The 20,391-nt window shown below is 57.8% G+C and carries 18 protein-coding genes and 2 tRNA genes; 2 read left to right on the top strand and 18 right to left on the bottom strand.

All coding sequences use genetic code 11. The features are described 5' to 3' along the window. Positions 1-37: 37 nt before the first annotated feature. The 9 genes from rimP to rlmE all read right to left on the bottom strand — a co-directional run bounded on the left by rimP (position 38) and on the right by rlmE (position 7,083). Positions 38-496 carry a ribosome maturation factor RimP gene (rimP, locus tag WA225_RS28715; RefSeq protein WP_064387885.1) on the bottom strand — a complete coding sequence of 153 codons (459 nt, stop codon included), beginning with the start codon at positions 494-496 and terminating at the stop codon, positions 38-40. Between the two features lie 139 nt (positions 497-635). Further along, positions 636-712, bottom strand: a tRNA-Met gene (locus tag WA225_RS28710). Between the two features lie 97 nt (positions 713-809). Further along, positions 810-895 (bottom strand) — tRNA-Leu (locus tag WA225_RS28705). A gap of 22 nt (positions 896-917) precedes the next feature. Continuing rightward, complete coding sequence (secG, locus tag WA225_RS28700; protein WP_016986497.1) at positions 918-1,304, bottom strand: preprotein translocase subunit SecG; 387 nt, start codon at positions 1,302-1,304, stop codon at positions 918-920. 4 nt (positions 1,305-1,308) lie between these two features. Next, a complete protein-coding gene (gene tpiA, locus WA225_RS28695; protein ID WP_422610553.1) occupies positions 1,309-2,064 on the bottom strand; it encodes a triose-phosphate isomerase in 756 nt (251 codons plus the stop codon). Between the two features lie 65 nt (positions 2,065-2,129). Continuing rightward, positions 2,130-3,467 carry a phosphoglucosamine mutase gene (gene glmM, locus WA225_RS28690; RefSeq protein WP_422610552.1) on the bottom strand — a complete coding sequence of 446 codons (1,338 nt, stop codon included), beginning with the start codon at positions 3,465-3,467 and terminating at the stop codon, positions 2,130-2,132. A 16-nt stretch (positions 3,468-3,483) separates the two neighbouring features. After that, on the bottom strand, positions 3,484-4,335 hold the full coding sequence (gene folP / locus WA225_RS28685; protein ID WP_422610551.1) for a dihydropteroate synthase: 852 nt from the start codon (positions 4,333-4,335) through the stop codon (positions 3,484-3,486). A gap of 8 nt (positions 4,336-4,343) precedes the next feature. After that, on the bottom strand, positions 4,344-6,251 hold the full coding sequence (gene ftsH, locus WA225_RS28680; protein WP_016986501.1) for an ATP-dependent zinc metalloprotease FtsH: 1,908 nt from the start codon (positions 6,249-6,251) through the stop codon (positions 4,344-4,346). A gap of 202 nt (positions 6,252-6,453) precedes the next feature. Further along, positions 6,454-7,083: a 23S rRNA (uridine(2552)-2'-O)-methyltransferase RlmE gene (rlmE, locus tag WA225_RS28675; RefSeq protein WP_008088328.1), complete on the bottom strand. Its 630-nt coding sequence runs from the start codon at positions 7,081-7,083 to the stop codon at positions 6,454-6,456. A gap of 101 nt (positions 7,084-7,184) precedes the next feature. Here rlmE and WA225_RS28670 point away from each other — a divergent pair, with 101 nt between their 5' ends. After that, positions 7,185-7,493, top strand: a complete 309-nt coding sequence (locus WA225_RS28670; RefSeq protein ID WP_064119467.1) for a YhbY family RNA-binding protein — start codon at positions 7,185-7,187, stop codon at positions 7,491-7,493. A gap of 9 nt (positions 7,494-7,502) precedes the next feature. On the opposite strand, the gene WA225_RS28665 is transcribed toward WA225_RS28670, so the two are convergent. From WA225_RS28665 to grpE, 8 genes are all read right to left on the bottom strand, one after another. Further along, a complete protein-coding gene (locus tag WA225_RS28665; protein WP_422610550.1) occupies positions 7,503-7,907 on the bottom strand; it encodes an MFS transporter in 405 nt (134 codons plus the stop codon). Between the two features lie 28 nt (positions 7,908-7,935). Then, the gene (gene greA / locus WA225_RS28660; protein ID WP_003221530.1) at positions 7,936-8,412 is read right to left on the bottom strand and encodes a transcription elongation factor GreA; all 477 of its coding nucleotides are present in this window, start codon (positions 8,410-8,412) and stop codon (positions 7,936-7,938) included. Then, on the bottom strand, positions 8,409-11,630 hold the full coding sequence (gene carB / locus WA225_RS28655) for a carbamoyl-phosphate synthase large subunit (RefSeq protein WP_422610549.1): 3,222 nt from the start codon (positions 11,628-11,630) through the stop codon (positions 8,409-8,411). Before carB ends, greA begins: the two co-directional genes overlap by 4 nt. Before the next feature lie 125 nt (positions 11,631-11,755). Continuing rightward, positions 11,756-12,892: a glutamine-hydrolyzing carbamoyl-phosphate synthase small subunit gene (gene carA / locus WA225_RS28650; RefSeq protein WP_007915228.1), complete on the bottom strand. Its 1,137-nt coding sequence runs from the start codon at positions 12,890-12,892 to the stop codon at positions 11,756-11,758. Positions 12,893-13,149: 257 nt separating this feature from the next. Then, complete coding sequence (gene dapB / locus WA225_RS28645; RefSeq protein ID WP_422610548.1) at positions 13,150-13,956, bottom strand: 4-hydroxy-tetrahydrodipicolinate reductase; 807 nt, start codon at positions 13,954-13,956, stop codon at positions 13,150-13,152. A gap of 9 nt (positions 13,957-13,965) precedes the next feature. Next, complete coding sequence (gene dnaJ, locus WA225_RS28640; protein ID WP_038357478.1) at positions 13,966-15,090, bottom strand: molecular chaperone DnaJ; 1,125 nt, start codon at positions 15,088-15,090, stop codon at positions 13,966-13,968. Between the two features lie 297 nt (positions 15,091-15,387). Next, entirely contained in the window at positions 15,388-17,304 is a 1,917-nt protein-coding gene (gene dnaK, locus WA225_RS28635; protein WP_064119473.1) for a molecular chaperone DnaK, read from the bottom strand. A 102-nt stretch (positions 17,305-17,406) separates the two neighbouring features. Continuing rightward, positions 17,407-17,973: a nucleotide exchange factor GrpE gene (grpE, locus tag WA225_RS28630; protein ID WP_422610547.1), complete on the bottom strand. Its 567-nt coding sequence runs from the start codon at positions 17,971-17,973 to the stop codon at positions 17,407-17,409. A 240-nt stretch (positions 17,974-18,213) separates the two neighbouring features. Between grpE and recN the strand changes: the two genes are divergently transcribed. Continuing rightward, positions 18,214-19,887 carry a DNA repair protein RecN gene (recN, locus tag WA225_RS28625; RefSeq protein ID WP_422610546.1) on the top strand — a complete coding sequence of 558 codons (1,674 nt, stop codon included), beginning with the start codon at positions 18,214-18,216 and terminating at the stop codon, positions 19,885-19,887. 75 nt (positions 19,888-19,962) lie between these two features. Here recN and fur read toward each other — a convergent pair whose 3' ends face one another. Continuing rightward, the gene (gene fur, locus WA225_RS28620; RefSeq protein WP_064119476.1) at positions 19,963-20,367 is read right to left on the bottom strand and encodes a ferric iron uptake transcriptional regulator; all 405 of its coding nucleotides are present in this window, start codon (positions 20,365-20,367) and stop codon (positions 19,963-19,965) included. Positions 20,368-20,391 lie beyond the last annotated feature (24 nt).

Genomic DNA, 20,391 nt, shown 5'->3' with positions numbered 1-20,391 from the left:
GCCTTTCGCAAGCCATTGGATCCGCGGGATCCGCGTCTCAGTCAAAACTGGGAATAATGTTGGCCTTGTCGATCATATCGATCGGCAACAGGAACTCATGGTCTTCTACCTGCACCACGACATCCTGTTCTTCTACACCGCGCAGAAGGCCCTGAAAGTTGCGTCGACCTTCAAAAGGCGAGCGCAGCTTGATCTTCACTTGTTCACCGGCAAATTTTGCAAACTGCTCAAGAGTGAACAGTGGGCGCTCCATGCCAGGCGAGGAAACTTCGAGGGTGTATTCGACGGTGATTGGATCTTCAACATCCAGTACACCGCTGATCTGACGGCTGACAATGGCGCAATCGTCCACCAGCACGCCACCCTCTTTATCGATATAAACGCGCAACATCGAGTGACGACCCTGAGCCGAAAACTCGATACCCCAGCATTCATAGCCCAGGGCCACGACCACCGGGGCCAGCAAGGCCTGCAACTCTTCTAGCTTGCTCGACACCTGAACCCCCTAGTGCATGATATGTGCATGCTTTGCAAAATAAAAAAATGGGCGAAACGCCCATCCTTGAAACGCCGTCGAACAGCGGCGTTGAAAGTGTCCAGCTAACAAAAAGCCCCTTAAAAGGGGCTCCTTAAACTGGTTGCGGGGGCCGGATTTGAACCGACGACCTTCGGGTTATGAGCCCGACGAGCTACCAGACTGCTCCACCCCGCGACAAAGCTGGGGCGGAAGTATACGACCGATCCCTTATAGGGTCAATGTAACCTTCCACCTGCAAGAAAGCCCGCAACAGCGGGCTCTCCTGACTAATTGGTACCGAGAAGGGGACTCGAACCCCTACACCCTATGGGCACAACCACCTCAAGGTTGCGTGTCTACCAATTCCACCACCTCGGCAAAACTACGTTTAAAACCCTTCTTACTTCTGCTCTTGAGCTGGAGGTACGTCAGTCGCTGGAGTAGCCGACTTTTGCTCTTGAAGCACCGGGACATCATCAGAAGCCGGCTGTTGTTGCTTAGGCACTTCCAACACTGCTGGATTTGGGAGACCTGCTTGAGTCAGCTGATGAGCTTTCTCTTTAGCAAAGTAACCTAACCCCAAGCTGGTTATGAAGAAACCGGCGGCAAGTATAGCAGTAAACTTACTAAGAAAGGTAGAGGAACCTTGGCTTCCGAACACAGTATTTGAAGCACCTGCTCCGAAAGACGCGCCAGCGTCCGCACCCTTACCCTGCTGCAGCAAAACCAGAGCAACTACGCCCAATGCACCCAGCAGATGAAAAACGACTACGACTGTTTCCAGCATTTTTTCAGTTTCCCGCGGCGCGACAAATCGCACCGAACTCATCTGCATTCAGGGAAGCTCCACCAATGAGCCCCCCATCGATATCCGGCATGCCGAACAGTTCGACCGCATTGGCCGCCTTCACGCTGCCGCCGTATAGAAGCCGCACACCTCGTGCGACTTCAGAATTCTCTGCCGCCAACTGCTCGCGAATGGCTTTATGCACATCCTGAGCCTGTTGCGGCGTTGCAGTCAGCCCGGTACCAATGGCCCAGACCGGCTCGTAAGCAATCACTGCCTTGGCAAAAGCACCAACACCCAGCTCCTCGATGATGCTGCCCAGCTGACGCCCGACAACCTCAAGAGTTTTTCCGGCTTCACGCTGCTCAAGGGTTTCCCCTACACACAACACCGGAATCAAGCCACATGCCTGTGCCGCTGCGAACTTGCGATTCAGCATTCCGTCTCGCTCGCCCATTATCTGGCGGCGTTCGGAGTGCCCGACAAGCACCAGGGAACAACCTGCATCCACCAGCTGACTCGGTGCAATCTCACCTGTCAGCGCACCTTGCATCGCTTCCACCGCAGAGTTCTGCGCGCCGACCGAAATCGACTTGCCTTTCAAGCCATCAATCACTTGATTGATATACAAGCAAGGCGGGAACACTGCGACTTCAACACCGCTTGGCAAGGCCAGATGACGAAGGCCGTTGATCAGCTCAGCGACGCTGGCGCGGGTACCGTGCATCTTCCAGTTACCAGCTACCATAGGGCGACGCATGCTGTACCTCGTCGGTCAAAGTGGGCGCAGATGTTACCCAACACAATCATGGCTTGCAAGCCGTATCAGGCAGAAACTTCAGTTACCAGTTTTGCCAGTTCTTCGGCATAGTTACGAACCTGGGTTTCGTCCTCGCCTTCGACCATCACGCGCACCAGAGGCTCTGTACCGGACTTGCGCAAAAGTACACGACCACGGCCCGCCATTGCTTGCGTTACACGCGCACTGGCTTCCTTGACAGCCGGGTGCTCCAGCGGACTTTCGCCACCACCGAAACGCACATTGATCAGGACCTGAGGACACTTGCGCAACGCTTGCCGGGTTTGCGCCAGGCCTTCGTTACGTGTTTTGAGCGCCATCAATACTTGCAGCGCAGCAATGATCGCGTCGCCGGTTGTGGTGTGATTGAAGCAAACGATATGCCCCGAATTCTCACCACCGACCAGCCAATTGCGCTCGAGCAATTCGGCGATCACATAGCGGTCGCCAACATTGGCACGAATGAACGGAATTGAAAGCTCCGCCAGTGCCAACTCAAGCCCCAGGTTGCTCATCAGGGTGCCGACCACGCCGCCTTGCAGCTTGCCGCGCTCATGCAGGTCACGAGCGATGATGAACAACAACTCGTCACCATCAACGATGGCACCGGTGTGATCCACCATCAGAACACGGTCACCGTCACCATCGAAGGCAATACCCAGATCAGCATGCTCAGCCAGCACCGCCGCTTGCAACTGACCCATATGGGTCGAGCCGCAGTTGTCGTTGATGTTCAGGCCATTAGGTTGCGCCGAAAGCACCACCACTTCCGCACCCAGTTCACGGAACACGCTAGGCGCTACCTTGTAGGTCGCACCGTGGGCGCAGTCGATCACAATCTTCAGGCCGGAAAAACTGGTACCGGTCGGCACACTGCTTTTGCAGAATTCGATGTAACGACCGGAGGCGTCGTTGATACGCGACACCTTGCCGATCTTGCTCGACTCAACCACCGTCATCGGTGTGTCGAGCAACTCTTCGATCATCAGCTCCAGCTCATCTGGCAGCTTGGTGCCCTTGCCGGAGAAGAACTTGATGCCGTTATCGTCGTGCGGATTGTGCGATGCACTGATCACAATACCGGCCTCGGCCTGGAACGTGCGCGACAGGTAAGCGATCGCGGGTGTCGGCATAGGGCCAAGCAGCATCACATCGGCACCTGCCGAAGTCAGACCGGCCTCAAGCGCCGATTCAAACATATAGCCGGAAATCCGTGTGTCCTTGCCCACCAGCACCTTGCAGGCGCCCATTTTGCGGAACGCCATGCCGGCAGCCCAGCCGAGCTTGAGCATGAAGTCAGGAGTAATCGGGTATTCACCGACTCGACCACGAATGCCGTCAGTACCAAAGTATTTCTTGCTCATAAGTGCTCCATCATTCTTATTCGGCTGATTCAACGGCCGCGATCATCCGCACCACATCTACCGTTTCCGCCACATCATGGACACGCAATATACGCGCGCCCTTGACTGACGCCAGTGCCGCCAGCGCCAGACCACCATGCAGGCGCTCGCCCACAGGACGATTCAGCGCGTGTCCGATCATGCTTTTGCGCGAAACACCAACCAACAATGGCCGCCCCAACGCATGCAGGGCCTCCATATGCTTGAACAAGCTTAGATTGTGCTGCAAGGTTTTGGCGAAACCGAAACCCGGATCAAGAATGATCCGCTCGGCAGGAATACCCGCCGACGCACACACCGACATTCGCTCCGCGAGAAACCCTCCAACCTCGCGAGTCACATCCTGATAATGCGGATTGTCCTGCATATCGCCAGGCTCACCGAGCATATGCATCAGACACACCGGCAACCCTGTCGCCGCCGCTGCATCCAGCGCTCCATCGCGCTGTAGCGATCGCACATCATTGATCAAGCCGGCACCCAGTCGCGCGGTTTCGCGCATCACCGCAGGCGTCGAGGTATCGACGGAGATGATCACATCAAGTTCGCGATTGATCAGCTCAACAATCGGCGCCACGCGCTCAAGCTCTTCGAGCGGAGAAACCGCTCGCGCGCCAGGTCGGGTGGACTCGCCACCGACATCAATCAGCGTCGCACCCGCTGCAACCATCGCTTCCGCATGGCGCAAGGCCGCATCCAGCTGACTGTATTGGCCACCATCAGAGAAAGAATCGGGAGTGACATTGAGAATGCCCATGACATGCGTCCGGGCCAAATCAAGAACCCGGTTGCCGCAAGGCAACCGGGTCAGGGACTGTACAGAAGTCATTTCAAACCTTAAACGTCAGCAGCCGGACCGCCAATCGGTGTTTCCGGACGCTCGTCACGAACTACCGGAGGTGGCGGTGTACCCGTACCACCCGACCAGTCGCGAGGTTCACGCGGCGTACGACCCGCCATGATGTCGTCGATCTGTTCAGCGTCGATCGTCTCATACTTCATCAGGGCATCAGCCATGGCGTCGAGCTTGTCACGATTATCCGTGAGGATCTGCTTGGCCGTGCCGTAGCACTGGTCAATGATGCTGCGCACTTCGGAGTCGATCAGCTTGGCCGTCTCACCGGAGAAGCTCGCAGCCTGACCGCCACCGCCGCGACCGAGGAACACTTCGCCCTCTTCTTCGGCATACATCAATGGACCGAGTTTTTCCGACAACCCCCACTTGGTCACCATGTTCCGTGCAATCTGACTGGCACGCATGATGTCGTTGGAAGCGCCGGTGGTCACACCGTCGAAGCCCAAAGTCATTTCTTCAGCGATACGGCCGCCGTACAGCGAGCAGATCTGGCTGATCAGCGCACGCTTGGACAAGCTGTAGCGATCTTCTTCCGGCAGGAACATGGTCACACCCAGCGCACGACCGCGCGGGATGATCGACACCTTGTAGACCGGATCATGCTCAGGCACGACGCGACCAACAATGGCGTGGCCGGCTTCGTGATAAGCAGTGTTCTGCTTTTCTTTCTCGGACATGACCATCGATTTGCGCTCGGCGCCCATCATGATCTTGTCTTTGGCCAGTTCGAATTCTTTCATTTCAACGATGCGCTTGCCGCTGCGTGCAGCGAACAGCGACGCTTCGTTGACCAGGTTGGCCAGGTCAGCACCGGAGAAACCCGGAGTACCACGCGCGATCACGGCCGGAGCGACGTCGTCACCCATGGGCACTTTGCGCATGTGAACCTTGAGAATCTGTTCGCGACCACGGATATCCGGCAGACCCACCACGACCTGACGGTCGAAACGGCCCGGACGCAGCAGCGCAGGGTCGAGCACGTCAGGACGGTTGGTTGCAGCGATAACAATGATGCCGTCGTTCATCTCAAAGCCGTCCATCTCAACCAGCAACTGGTTGAGGGTCTGCTCGCGCTCATCGTGACCCCCACCCATGCCGGCGCCACGATGGCGACCAACGGCGTCGATTTCGTCGATGAAGATGATGCAAGGCGCGTGTTTTTTCGCCTGCTCGAACATGTCACGAACACGGCTGGCACCAACACCGACGAACATTTCGACGAAGTCAGAACCGGAAATGGTGAAGAACGGCACCTTGGCTTCACCAGCAATGGCTTTGGCCAGCAAGGTTTTACCAGTCCCGGGAGGACCGACCATCAGCACACCGCGAGGAATACGACCGCCCAGACGCTGGAACTTGCCCGGATCACGGAGGAACTCAACCAGTTCGCCGACTTCTTCCTTCGCCTCGTCGCAACCGGCAACGTCAGCCAATGTGGTTTTCACCTGATCTTCGGAGAGCAGGCGTGCCTTGCTCTTGCCGAAGCTCATCGGTCCGCCCTTGCCACCGGCACCGCCCTGCATCTGGCGCATGAAGAACATGAACACCGCGATGATCACCAGGATCGGGAAGCTGGCCACCAGAAGCTGGGTCCAGATGCTTTGCTGCTCAGGCTGCTTGCCTTCAACCACAACGTGATTGTCGACCAGATCGCCGATCAGGCCATTGTCCTGAATCGCCGGACGAATGGTCTTGAAGCTGTCGCCATCGTTGCGTTTGCCGGTGATTACATAGCCATCAACCGCTACGCGCTCGACCTTGCCATCCTTGACCTGCTGGATGAAGTCGGAATAGTTGAGGGTCTGCGGCTCGTTAGGGCTGGAGAAGTTGTTCATCACCGTCACCAGGACAGCCGCGATGATCAACCACAGGATCAGATTCTTTGCCATATCGTTCAATTAACTACCCTCTGAAGCAAGCTCCGCTACTGGCGCGCGCTTCGCATGATATTCACCGGCCTAACTTACTACATTACCTACGGCTCTGGCAGGCGCCGTCTGTAACCCTTTGTGAAACACTTTCTACACAATATTCGTTAATGCTAGCCGGGCGAAATACTAAAAACCTATCACCCCGCACAAAAACCTCGTTTTACTCACTACGCCCGCGATAACCCCAAGCCAGCATGTATTGCTCGCGAGAGCTGCCACGAGAGGAGTCCGGCTTGATCATCTGGATCTTGTCGAACTTTTTGCGAGCGTCCTTCAGGTAAACATCAAATCCTTCGCCCTGAAAAATCTTGATCACAAAATTGCCACCCGGCTTGAGGATCCGCTCTGCCAGATCAAGTGCCAGCTCGCAAAGGAACATGGCCTTCGGCATATCCACTTCGGGCGTACCACTCATATTGGGGGCCATATCGGAAATCACAAGGTCCACCTGCGAATTACCCACGGCTTCAAGAATCTGAGCGAGCACTGCGTCCTCGGTGAAGTCACCCTGAATAAAGGTCACATCAGGGATGCTGTCCATTTCCAGAATGTCCGAGGCGATCAAACGCCCCTGACCGCCGATCAGACGACTGGTGACCTGCGACCAGCCACCAGGTGCCGCACCGAGGTCGACAACGCTCATGCCGGGACGAATCAGCTTGTATTTCTCCTGGACTTCCAGAAGTTTGTAACTCGCACGCGAGCGGTAGCCATCCTTCTGCGCTTGCTTCACATAGGGATCGTTGACATGTCGTTTCAGCCAACCAAGGCTTGTCTTGGAACGCGCCATTGGGCACCTCGATAATAAGAGTCGTGATTAATTGGGCGGATCCACGAGCCCTCGGGTAAAATGGCCGCCATTTTACAGAATCCAGACGAAAGGGTCAGATTATGCCGCTCACTCCAGAGCAGAAGAAACAGTACAAATCCATTGGCCACCACCTCAAACCAGTTTTGACGGTGGCTGACAACGGTTTGACTGAAGGCGTGTTAGCCGAACTTGAGCGCGCTTTGGCGGATCACGAGCTGATCAAAATCAAGCTCAACATCCTCGATCGCGAATCGCGCATCGCGCACATTGCCGAACTGTGCAAGGTCGGCAAAGCGGATCTGGTGCAGGTCATCGGCAAGATGGCACTGGTTTACCGCAAGAACTTCAGCGCCAACAAGCAGCTGTCGAACGTTCATCGCTTCAAGTGATGACAAGGGTCAAGGGTGTGCTTCGCGCACCCTGCCACTCCATCCCGGCACTGGCTGCAGCACCAGCACTAACCCGGAAAAGCCCAGAATCAGAAAGCTGAATACCTGCCAGCGCTGCGCATCCGGCCAGCCGACACGTACTGCGACAAACATCGCACACGCATACAACGCCATCAACAGCACCTGCCCGCGAAAATCTCGCCATAGACTGGCAAGGCCCTCGGCCTGAACCAGCACCAAAGCCTGAAAAATCACGCATGCGGCGGCAAACCCCACCACCAGCACTTCAAATGCACTGGCCACTTCATCGATCAGCAACGGTGCCAGGCCAATCTCGCCCAGCGCCGGCTGCAAACCGAGATGAATCAACCATAGACCGCCGACCCAAAGCATCTGGACCAGCTGCCAAAGCATGGCGCCCGCACGCAGCGGGCGCCCACTTTCAGATGTGACGGACTTCGACAATCTCGTACTCGATAACGCCACTCGGCGTTTTCACGGCGACCACATCGCCTTCTTCCTTGCCGATCAAGGCACGGGCCAAAGGCGAACCGACGGAAATCTTGCCGAGTTTGAAGTCAGCCTCATCCTCACCCACGATGTGGTAAGTGACGCTTTCATCGGTCTCGACGTTGGCGATTTCGACGGTGGTGCCGAAAATCACCTTGCCGGTGTGCGGGATGGTCGTAACGTCGATGATGACCTGATTCTGAATCCGGCCTTCAATGTCACGAATCCGCGCCTCGACCATGCCTTGCTGTTCGCGGGCGGCATGGTATTCAGCGTTTTCTTTCAAGTCACCCAACTCGCGGGCCGTACCGATGTCCTGGCTCAGCTTCGGACGGACGACCTTGGTCAGGTGAGCGTGTTCTTCTTCCAGGGCTTTGGCGCCCTGGACGGTCATTGGGTATTTGATCATGCCTTCAATCCTGCGTGTAGATCCTGCAAGCGGCGCACGGTTTTTTCCGGACCGAACTTCAGCGCTTCACAGATAGCTTCGCCAGCAGCAATGGTGGTGGTGCAGTAAATCTTGTGCTGCAAGGCATTACGACGAATGGAGTACGAATCAGCAATCGATTGACGGCCTTCGGTGGTGTTGATGATCAGCGTGACTTCGTCATTTTTGATCATGTCGACCACGTGCGGACGACCCTCGGTCACCTTGTTCACACGGCGAACTTTCAGGCCAGCAGCCTCGATCAGCTTGGCAGTACCGGCAGTGGCAACCACTTCGAAGCCCAAGTTGATCAGATCACGGGCAACGCCTGCAACCAGTGGCTTGTCGTCATCGCGCACGCTGATGAATGCGGTGCCGCCAGTCGGCAGCACTTCGCTGGCGCCCATCTGGGCTTTGGCGAATGCTTCACCGAAGGTGTCGCCGACGCCCATCACTTCACCGGTCGACTTCATCTCTGGGCCGAGGATCGGGTCAACGCCAGGGAATTTGGCGAATGGGAACACCGCCTCTTTCACGCTGTAGAAGTTCGGGATGATTTCTTTGGTGAAGCCGATTTCTTTCAGGGTCTTACCGGCCATCACGCGGGCAGCGATCATGGCCAGGGAGACACCGATGCACTTCGACACGAACGGTACGGTGCGGGAAGCGCGCGGGTTGACTTCGATGACGTAGATGTCTTCGCCTTGCAGCGCCAACTGTACGTTCATCAAGCCGACAACGCCCAGTTCCAGAGCCATTTTCTTGACCTGTTCGCGCATCTCGTCCTGGATGTGCGCCGGCAGCGAGTACGGCGGCAGCGAGCACGCGGAGTCACCGGAGTGAACGCCAGCCTGTTCGATGTGCTGCATGATCGCGCCGATCACCACGTCTTTGCCGTCGCAGACCGCATCCACGTCCATTTCGATGGCGCAGTTGAGGAAGTGGTCGAGCAGCACCGGGCTGTCGTTGGACACTTGCACCGCGTCACGCAGGTAACGCTTGAGCTCGTCTTCCTTGTAAACGATTTCCATCGCGCGGCCGCCCAGTACATAGGACGGGCGCACCACCAGCGGATAACCGATCTTCGCGGCAGCACGAACAGCCTCGTCTTCGCTGCGCACGGTAGCGTTTGGCGGCTGACGCAGGTTCAGACGCTCAACCATTTGCTGGAAGCGCTCACGGTCTTCGGCACGGTCGATGGCGTCAGGGCTGGTGCCGATGATTGGCACGCCAGCAGCTTCCAGAGCACGAGCCAGTTTCAGCGGGGTCTGGCCGCCGTACTGGACGATCACGCCTTTGGGCTTCTCGACGCGGCAGATTTCCAGCACGTCTTCCAGGGTTACCGGCTCGAAGTACAGACGGTCAGAAGTGTCGTAGTCAGTGGAAACGGTTTCCGGGTTGCAGTTGACCATGATGGTTTCATAGCCGTCTTCGCGCAGAGCGAGGGCAGCGTGGACGCAGCAATAGTCGAATTCGATGCCCTGGCCGATACGGTTCGGACCGCCACCCAGAATCATGATTTTGTCGCGACCCGACGGTGCGGCTTCGCACTCTTCCTCGTAAGTCGAGTAGAGGTAAGCGGTGTCAGTGGCGAACTCGGCGGCGCAGGTGTCAACGCGCTTGTAGACCGGGAACACTTCGAGCTTCTGACGGTGCGTGCGCAGGTTCTTCTCGGTGACGCCCAGCAGCTTGGCCAGACGCTGATCGGAGAAGCCTTTGCGCTTGAGCTTGAACATCAGATCGCGGTCGATAGAGGACAGACCGAGGGTTTTGACCTTCTCTTCGTCCTTGATCAGATCTTCGATCTGCACCAGGAACCATGGGTCGATCATGTTCATTTCGAAGATTTCTTCGACGCTCAGGCCAGCGCGGAAAGCGTCCGCCACGTACCAGATACGCTCGGCGCCCGGCACGGTCAGTTCGCGCTTGAGCACGCTCATGCTTTCCGGGTTGCTCAGGTCGAGCTTCTCGTCCAGACCGCAAACGCCGACTTCCAGACCGCGCAGCGCTTTCTGCAGCGATTCCTGGAAAGTACGACCGATGGCCATGACTTCGCCGACCGACTTCATCTGAGTGGTCAGGCGCGCGTCAGCATTAGGGAATTTCTCGAAGGCAAAGCGTGGCAGCTTGGTCACGACGTAGTCGATCGACGGCTCGAAAGACGCCGGGGTCTTGCCGCCGGTGATGTCGTTCGACAGTTCGTCGAGGGTGTAACCCACAGCCAGCTTGGCCGCGACTTTGGCGATCGGGAAACCGGTGGCTTTCGAAGCCAGTGCCGAGGAACGCGATACCCGCGGATTCATTTCGATCACGACCATGCGGCCAGTGTTCGGGCAGATACCGAATTGAACGTTGGAACCGCCAGTCTCGACGCCGATCTCGCGCAGTACCGCCAGCGAGGCGTTACGCAGGATCTGGTATTCCTTGTCGGTCAGGGTCTGAGCGGGAGCGACGGTGATGGAGTCACCGGTGTGCACGCCCATCGGGTCGAAGTTTTCGATCGAGCAGACGATGATGCAGTTGTCCTTTTTGTCGCGGACAACTTCCATTTCATATTCTTTCCAGCCGATCAGCGATTCGTCGATCAGCAGCTCTTTGGTCGGCGACAGGTCCAGACCACGGGCGCAGATTTCTTCGAACTCTTCACGGTTGTACGCGATACCACCACCGGTGCCGCCCATGGTGAAGGACGGACGGATGATGCACGGGAAGCCCAGGGTTTCGAGAACCGCGTTGGCTTCTTCCATGCTGTGGGCGATACCGGAACGCGGGCACGCCAGGCCGATGGATTTCATCGCCTTGTCGAAACGCGAACGGTCTTCAGCCTTGTCGATGGTGTCGGCGTTGGCGCCGATCATTTCCACACCGAACTTCTCCAGAACGCCTTCGCGCTCCAGGTCCAGGGCGCAGTTCAGAGCGGTCTGGCCGCCCATGGTCGGCAGCACCGCATCCGGACGCTCCTTTTCGATGATCTTGGCAACGGTCTGCCACTTGATCGGCTCGATGTAGGTAGCGTCCGCCATGTCCGGGTCGGTCATGATCGTGGCCGGGTTGGAGTTCACCAGGATGACGCGGTAGCCCTCTTCGCGCAGGGCTTTGCAGGCCTGGGCGCCGGAGTAGTCGAATTCGCAGGCCTGGCCGATAACAATCGGGCCAGCGCCGAGAATCAGGATGCTTTTAATGTCTGTACGTTTTGGCATGGGTTTGTCACTCAAATCCGCAGGTCAGTCGGCAAGCCGTCTTGATCGATTTCTGAAGTCTCGAAGGGGCCGCCGGTAACGGGGCCACCCTCGAGGGCTTCTCTCTACAGTCTCAAGGCGAACGCTTAGCGTCGCTTGGCCATCTCGTTGATGAAGCGGTCGAACAGTGGCGCGACGTCGTTCGGGCCCGGGCTCGCTTCAGGGTGACCCTGGAAGCTGAACGCGCTCTTGTCGGTGCGCTCGATGCCTTGCAGGGTGCCGTCGAACAGCGACTTGTGGATCGCACGCACGTTGGCTGGCAGGGTTTCTTCGTCTACCGCAAAACCGTGGTTCTGGCTGGTGATCATTACAACGCCAGTGTCCAGATCCTGCACCGGGTGGTTGGCACCGTGGTGGCCGTGGCCCATTTTCAGGGTCTTGGCGCCGGAGGCCAGCGCCAGCAGTTGGTGACCGAGGCAGATGCCGAATACCGGAATTTCGGTTTCCAGCACTTCCTTGATCGCCTTGATCGCGTAGTCGCATGGCTCCGGGTCACCAGGGCCGTTGGACAGGAACACGCCGTCCGGCTTCAGTGCCAGTACGTCGGCCGCTGGAGTCTGAGCCGGCACCACGGTGACGCGGCAACCGCGCTCGACCAGCATGCGCAGGATGTTGACCTTGACGCCGTAGTCGTAGGCAACCACGTGGTAAGGCAGCTCGGAAGCGTCGATGGTCGCGTGGCTGTCGGTTTTCAGATCCCAGACCGTCGAGCGCCATTCGTATTGAGTCTTGGTGCTGACGACTTTCGCCAGATCCATGCCCTTCAGGCCCGGGAAGCCTTGCGCAGCGGCGATTGCCGCTTCTTCGGAGATGTTGTCGCCGGCCATGATGCAGCCGTTCTGAGCGCCTTTTTCACGCAGGATGCGAGTCAGGCGACGGGTGTCGATACCAGCGATTGCCACAACGTTGTTGGCTTTCAGGTAGTCGGACAGGGACATCGTGTTACGCCAGTTGCTCGCTACCAGCGGCAGGTCACGGATGACCAGGCCAGCGGACCAAACGCGGTCGGACTCGGCATCTTCCGGCGTGGTGCCGGTGTTGCCGATGTGCGGGTAAGTCAGGGTAACGATCTGTTGGGCGTAGGAAGGATCGGTAAGGATTTCCTGATAGCCGGTCATTGCGGTGTTGAACACCACCTCACCAACGGTTTGACCGTCGGCACCAATGGCTTCGCCGCGAAAAATGCTGCCATCAGCAAGGGCAAGTATGGCTGGCTTAGTCAAGAAGACCTCCCGTAAATAACGCATGAAAGGGCGATCGCAGGTTGTAAAAAAGCGGAGTGACGTATGGACACGTCACCCCGCTTCTTCACTGAATTATTCTGCGCGCTTTTAGTGGACACACTAAAGCTGTAGCTTACAGAAAAAGGCTTTTTTGGTCCACCGCTAAAGAGCCGAAAAGGCCGGAGAATGCGACAGGTCGTCGCCAAGCGGAGAAAAACCGGCGCAAACAGGGCGTTTGCGCCGGGTTCAGCAATGAATCAACGCAGGTCGAGCACGTCTTGCATGTCGTACAGACCCGGTTCGCGACCGTCCAGCCACAACGCAGCACGCACCGCACCCTTGGCGAACGTCATGCGGCTCGACGCCTTGTGCGTGATCTCCAGACGCTCGCCTTCGCAGGCGAACAGCACGGTGTGATCACCCACCACATCACCACCGCGCACGGTGGCGAAGCCAATGGTTTCACGCTCACGAGCGCCGGTGTGACCTTCACGACCGTAGACCGCGACTTTCTGCAAATCACGATCCAGCGCACTGGCGATCACTTCACCCATGCGCAACGCCGTACCCGACGGCGCATCGATCTTGTGGCGGTGATGGGCTTCGATGATTTCGATGTCCGCATCATCACCCAGCACGCGCGCCGCCATGTCCAGCAGCTTCAGCGAGAGATTGACGCCGACACTGAAATTGGCCGCGAACACGATCGCAATGTCCTTACCCGCCTCGACCAGCAACTGCTTCTGCGCAGCGTCCAGCCCAGTGGTACCGATGACCATGGCCTTGCCCGCCTTGCGGCAGAAGGCGAGGTTTTTCAGCATCACTTCGGGCAGGGTGAAGTCGATCAATACGTCGAACTCTTCAGCCACGGCCTCGATATGCCCGGACAGCGGCACGCCGATGCGACCCAGCGACGCCAGTTCACCGGCATCGACGCCGATCAGCGTGCTGCCAGGACGAACCACGGCGGCGGTCAACCCGGTCAGCGGCGCGCGCTGCTGCACGGCCTCGACCAGAATCTTGCCCATGCGCCCAGCAGCGCCCATCACAGCTATACGTCGCATGCCGACTCCTTACAGATCGCCGAAGAAGCGCTTCACACCGTCGAACCAACCGGTGGTTTTTGGCGAATGACTGTTGTCGTCGGCCAGGGAGCTGCGGAATTCTTCCAGCAGTTCGCGCTGACGACGGTTCAGATTGACCGGCGTCTCGACCGCGACACGGCACATCAAGTCGCCCGCACCACCGCCACGCACCGGCGCCACGCCTTTGCCGCGGACACGGAATTGCTTGCCGGTCTGGGTGCCTTCAGGGATTTTCAGTTTGACGCGACCGTCGAGGGTGGGAATTTCCAGCTCGCCGCCCAGTGCCGCATCGACGAAGCTGATCGGCACTTCGCAGAACAGATGCTTGCCATCGCGCTGGAAGATGTCGTGCTCGCGGACATTGATGACCACATACAGGTCGCCCGTCGGACCGCCCTGCGTACCCGCCTCGCCTTCGCCGGACAGACGAATGCGGTCGCCGGTATCGACGCCGGCCGGTACTTTGACCGACAGGGTTTTGTACTCTTCAACGCGACCGTCACCGTGGCAGGAATCGCACGGATCGGAAATGATCTTGCCTTGGCCATGGCAGCGCGGGCAGGTTTGCTGCACCGAGAAGAAGCCTTGCTGCATGCGCACCTGACCGATGCCACCACAGGTCGGACACGTCGACGGCGACGAGCCTTTTTTCGCGCCCGAGCCATCGCAAGGTTTGCAGTTGACCAATGTCGGAACGCGGATATTCACGCTCGTGCCGCGCACCGCTTCTTCCAGGTTCAGCTCCAGGGTGTAGCGCAAGTCGCTGCCACGCTGAGCGCCGCCACGGGAACCGCCGCGACCGCCACCGAAGAAATCACTGAAGACATCACCAAAGATATCCGAGAAGTTCTGACCGCCGAAACCGGCGCCACCGCCACCCATGCTCGGGTCAACGCCGGCATGACCATACTGGTCGTACGCCGCACGCTTGCTCGAGTCGGACAACACTTCATAGGCCTCGTTGGCCTCTTTAAACAGTTCTTCCGACGCTTTGTCGTCGGGATTACGGTCCGGGTGGTGCTTCATGGCCAGTCGACGGTAGGCCTTCTTCAGGTCCGCATCGCTTGAGCCGCGCTCAACACCCAACACTTCGTAATAGTCACGCTTTGCCATAAGTCTTCTGCACTCTTGAGGACGTTCGACAAACCCCTCCTGAGGATCGCCAAACTCGTTGAGCCCCAATACAGGCCCGGACCCAACTCACGTCAATTCAACGATCCTGGTCTTTGTTTCTTGCGGCACTTTCGGCACGAAAAGCAGGAGCATTCCCGGCCATACCGCCAACATCCGAACCTTGTCGCATGCTGTAAAAATTCGCGTATTCCAGATACGCCAACGCGGGAGCTAGCTCCCGCGCGGCGACATCCTACCAGTCACTGCCTAAAGGCAGTCAACCGGCCGACCAACAACTTACTTGTGGTCTTTGACTTCTTCAAACTCAGCGTCGACCACGTCGTCAGCCTTTTCAGCTTTCTCGTCGTGCGGCGCTGCGCCTTCAGCAGGCTGAGCCTGTTCGGCGTACATCTTCTGAGCAACCGGAGCGGAGACTTTCGACAGCTCCTCAACCTTCGCTTCGATAGCAGCCTTGTCGTCGCCTTTGACAGCGGCTTCCAGAGCAACCACAGCGGCTTCGATCGCAGTCTTCTCTTCAGCGGTGACTTTGTCGCCCGCGTCAGCAATCATCTTGCGAGTCGAGTGAACCAGTGCATCACCCTGGTTGCGGGCAGCGGCCAGCTCTTCGAACTTGCGGTCTTCCTCAGCGTTCGCTTCGGCGTCACGCACCATGCGCTCGATTTCTTCGTCGGACAGACCGGAGTTGGCCTTGATCACGATCGACTGGGTCTTGCCGGTCGCCTTGTCTTTCGCACCAACGTGCAGGATGCCGTTAGCGTCGATGTCGAAGGTCACTTCGATCTGCGGCACACCACGTGGAGCAGGTGGAATGTCGGCCAGGTCGAACTTGCCCAGGGACTTGTTCTGCGTGGCTTGCTTACGCTCGCCCTGCAGCACGTGAATGGTCACAGCGCCCTGGTTGTCATCGGCAGTCGAGAACACTTGCGATTTCTTGGTAGGAATCGTGGTGTTTTTCTCGATCAGCGCGGTCATCACGCCACCCATGGTTTCGATACCCAGGGTCAGCGGGCTGACGTCGAGCAGCAGCACGTCTTTCACGTCACCGGCCAGAACGGCGCCCTGGATCGCAGCACCCATGGCAACGGCTTCGTCCGGGTTAACGTCTTTACGCGCTTCTTTACCGAAGAAATCGGTAACCAGCTTCTGTACCAGCGGCATACGGGTCTGACCACCGACCAGAATCACGTCGTTGATCGCACCAACGTCCAGACCGGCGTCTTTCATGGCGATGCGGCAAGGTTCGATGGTGCGCTGAACCAGGTCTTCAACCAGTGCTTCGAGCTTGGCACGCGAGATCTTCACGTTCAGGTGCTTAGGACCGGTCGCGTCTGCAGTGATGTACGGCAGGTTGACGTCGGTCGACTGAGCGGACGACAGCTCGATCTTGGCTTTCTCAGCGGCTTCTTTCAGGCGCTGCATGGCCAGCGGGTCACCTTTGAGGTTCATGCCGCTTTCTTTCTTGAATTCGTCAACGAGGTAGTCGATCAGACGAATGTCGAAGTCTTCACCGCCGAGGAACGTGTCACCGTTGGTGGCCAGAACTTCGAACTGGTGCTCGCCATCAACTTCAGCGATCTCGATCACGGAAACGTCGAAAGTACCGCCACCCAGGTCATAAACGATCACGGTGTGATCGCCCTTGGCCTTGTCCATACCGTAAGCCAGAGCCGCTGCGGTCGGTTCGTTGATGATACGTTTTACGTCCAGACCCGCGATGCGGCCGGCGTCTTTGGTCGCCTGACGCTGGCTGTCGTTGAAGTAGGCCGGAACGGTGATTACCGCTTCGGTCACTGGCTCGCCGAGGTAGTCTTCGGCGGTCTTCTTCATTTTCTTCAGAATTTCAGCCGAGATTTGTGGCGGCGCCATTTTCTGGCCGTTCACTTCAACCCAGGCGTCGTTGTTGTCAGCCTTGACGATCTTGTAAGGGACCATCTGGATGTCTTTCTGCACAACTTCTTCGTCGAAACGACGACCGATCAGACGCTTTACCGCGTACAGAGTGTTGTGCGGGTTGGTCACAGCCTGACGCTTGGCCGACTGACCTACCAGAATTTCGCCATCGTTGGCGTAAGCGATGATCGACGGCGTGGTACGCGCGCCTTCAGCGTTTTCAATAACTTTTGCTTTGCCGTTTTCCAGCACGGAGACGCAGGAGTTGGTAGTCCCCAGGTCGATACCGATAATTTTGCCCATGTTCACTCTCCCGAAACTTTGGATTTGGATGCCGCAGCAGTGGTGGCTGACTGCGGTAGCACTTAAACGCTTGACTTCTAAATGGGGGCCTTGCGGCTAATTTCAAGCCTTCTCGTCAATCGAAGGCGAAATTGGCGCTGGCGCCTTGCTGACCACAACCATGGCCGGGCGCAACAGGCGACCGTTGAGCTGGTAGCCCTTCTGGAACACCTTGAGAACGCTGTTCGGTTCTACGTCGGCGCTCTCCTGCATGGCCATCGCCTGATGCTGAACGGCGTTGAACGGTTCGCCATGCGGATCGATCGCTTCAAGCTGATAACGCTTGAGGGTGTCGTGGAACATTTTCAGCGTCAGCTCGATGCCTTCGCGCATCGGACGGATGCTTTCGTCGTCCGGGTTAGAAAGCTCGAGGCCGCGTTCCAGGCTGTCGACGATCGGCAGCAAGTCGCTGGCGAATTTTTCCAGCGCAAACTTGTGCGCCTTTTCAACGTCCTGTTCGGCACGGCGGCGGACGTTCTGCAGATCGGCAGCTACGCGCAGAGATTGATCTTGCGCTGCGGCCAATTGCTCTTCGAGCACTTGCACACGGGTCGCCAGGTCATTACCCGAACCTTCGGGCGCCTGATTGGCTTCTGGGTTTTGCGTATCTACTGTCTGTTCGTCAGCCATAGAATTCTCCTTTCAATTTCGTCCGCGAGCCTGACTCGCGCTTCTGCCCCGATATATGGGGCCGCAAAATCAGGCTTCAAGGGCTTCCAAGCATTAACCCTACAAAAAAGTGCCGCTTTCTCATTCCTCAATGCACTAAGAAGAATGTCAGTTCAAGCGAATCGAGCTAAGGGCGGGCATTGTCAGCCTGAAACAAAACACTGTATAAATAACCAGACCTAAAGCCTGGGAGCGGCCTTTATGCTGGTGCACCTGTCCGTACATAACTACGCCATCGTTGAACATCTCGATCTCGAACTTGATCGCGGGATGAGCGTGATCACAGGGGAAACCGGCGCCGGCAAGTCGATCATGCTCGACGCGCTGGGCCTGACCCTTGGCGATCGTGCCGACAGCGGCGTGGTCCGCCCCGGCGCCGACAAGGCCGACATCCTAGCGACCTTCGACCTGGTCGACATTCCCGAGGCCAGCGCCTGGCTGGCGGAGCGCGATCTGGAGACTGACGGCCCGTGCATTTTGCGCCGAGTGATCACGTCGGAAGGTCGTTCGCGCGGCTACATCAACGGCACCCCTTGCCCACTCGGTGACCTCAAGTCGCTGGGCGAGCTGTTGATTGATATCCACAGCCAGCATGAACACCAGTCCCTGCTGAAAACCGACACCCATCGTCGCTTGCTCGATGAGTACGCCGGCGCCACCGACTTGGCCCGCCAGGTTCAACTGGCCGCCCAGCGCTGGCGTCAGACTCGCCAGGAACTGGAGCGTCTCTCCAATTCCGGTGACGAACAACGCGCCCGCCATCAACTGCTCAGCTATCAACTTGAAGAGCTGGAAAACCTCGGCCTGGGCGATAACGAACTGGAGCAACTGGAGCAGGAACACAAAAACCTGACCAACGCCGAAACCCTACTGGGCATATGCCGGCAAGTCGTCGAGCAATGCAGCGAAAGTGATTCCGGTAATGTGCTGAACGCACTGACCGCCAGCCTCAATCGTCTGTCGAGCGTGAATAACTCCGTCGGCGCACTGGGCGAAGCCAGCAGCCTGCTGACCAGCGCGCAGATTCAGGTCGAAGAAGCCGTCGGCGAGCTCAATCGCTTCCTTGATAACTTCGATGCCGATCCGGCGCGACTGCAATACCTGGAAGAGCGCCTCGACGCTATCTATACCTTGGCGCGCAAGCACCGGATTCAACCGACCGAAGTCGGCGAAATGCAGCAGAAATTGCTCGATGAGATCGAAACCCTCAACGCCAATGACGAATCCATCGAGCGCCTAGGCGAAGAACTGGCCTCTTATGCACGCCACTATCAGGAAAAGGCGCGGGAGCTGAGCGACTTGCGTCGTCAGGCCGCCGGCAGCCTCGCCAGCGCGGTGGAGCAGGAGATTCAGCGGCTGGGCATGCCTGGCGGCCGATTCACCATCGAATTGAAAGCCAACAGCAGCGACGAGTTGCTGCCCAACGGCCTGGAGCAGGTCGAATTACTGGTCAGCGCCAACCCGGGCCAGCCGCTGAAGGCGCTGGCAAAAGTCGCTTCCGGTGGTGAGCTGTCACGGATCAGTCTGGCGATTCAGGTCATCACCGCACAGACATCCCGCGTCCCAACACTGGTGTTCGACGAAGTGGACGTCGGCATTGGTGGGCCGACCGCTGAAATTGTCGGCCAACTGTTGCGCCGTCTCGGCGATCGCGGCCAGGTACTGACCGTGACGCACCTGCCTCAGGTGGCAGCGCAGGGTCATCAGCATCTGTTCGTGCACAAGGTACGCGGCGAGCAGGCTACGCACACCGCCGTCTCCAAACTGAGCAAGAACGACCGTATAGAAGAAGTGGCGCGAATGCTCGGTGGTATCGACCTGACCAAGGAATCCCTGGCCCACGCGAAAAAAATGGTTGTCACTGCCAAGGTTTAAGAACGACAGAAAGCACGAAGGCGACCCTTGGGTCGCCTTCGTTCGTTTCGCGAATGTGAAATTCGCGCGACATGCTTACTTTTTCTTGCGCACGTACAGCACCAGGTTGTGATCCACCAACTCGACACCGTGCTCCTCGGCAATTGCCTTCTGGAGCTTTTCAATTTCGATGCTGACGAATTCGACGACTTCACCGGTTTCCACGTTGACCATATGGTCGTGGTGGCCACCGTCAGCCAATTCGAATACCGCGTGGCCACCGTCGAAGTTGTGACGGACCACGAGGCCGGCGGCTTCGAACTGAGTCAGAACACGGTAAACCGTGGCCAGACCGACGTCCTCGCCAGCTTCCATCAACGCCTTGTAGACGTCCTCGGCACTCATGTGACGCTGCTCGGTAGAGTCGAGCATTTGCAGGATCTTGACCCGTGGCAGGGTCACTTTGAGGCCGGCTTTGCGTAGTTCGCTATTTTCAACCATGGTCAGCTTTCTCGCGATGCTGCT

Origin of the sequence: Pseudomonas sp., from assembly GCF_049300855.1 — a bacterium.
Taxonomy (GTDB): Bacteria; Pseudomonadota; Gammaproteobacteria; order Pseudomonadales; family Pseudomonadaceae; genus Aquipseudomonas.
Note: the sequence above shows the minus strand (reverse complement) of the source record. Positions and strands in the feature narration are given on the sequence as shown.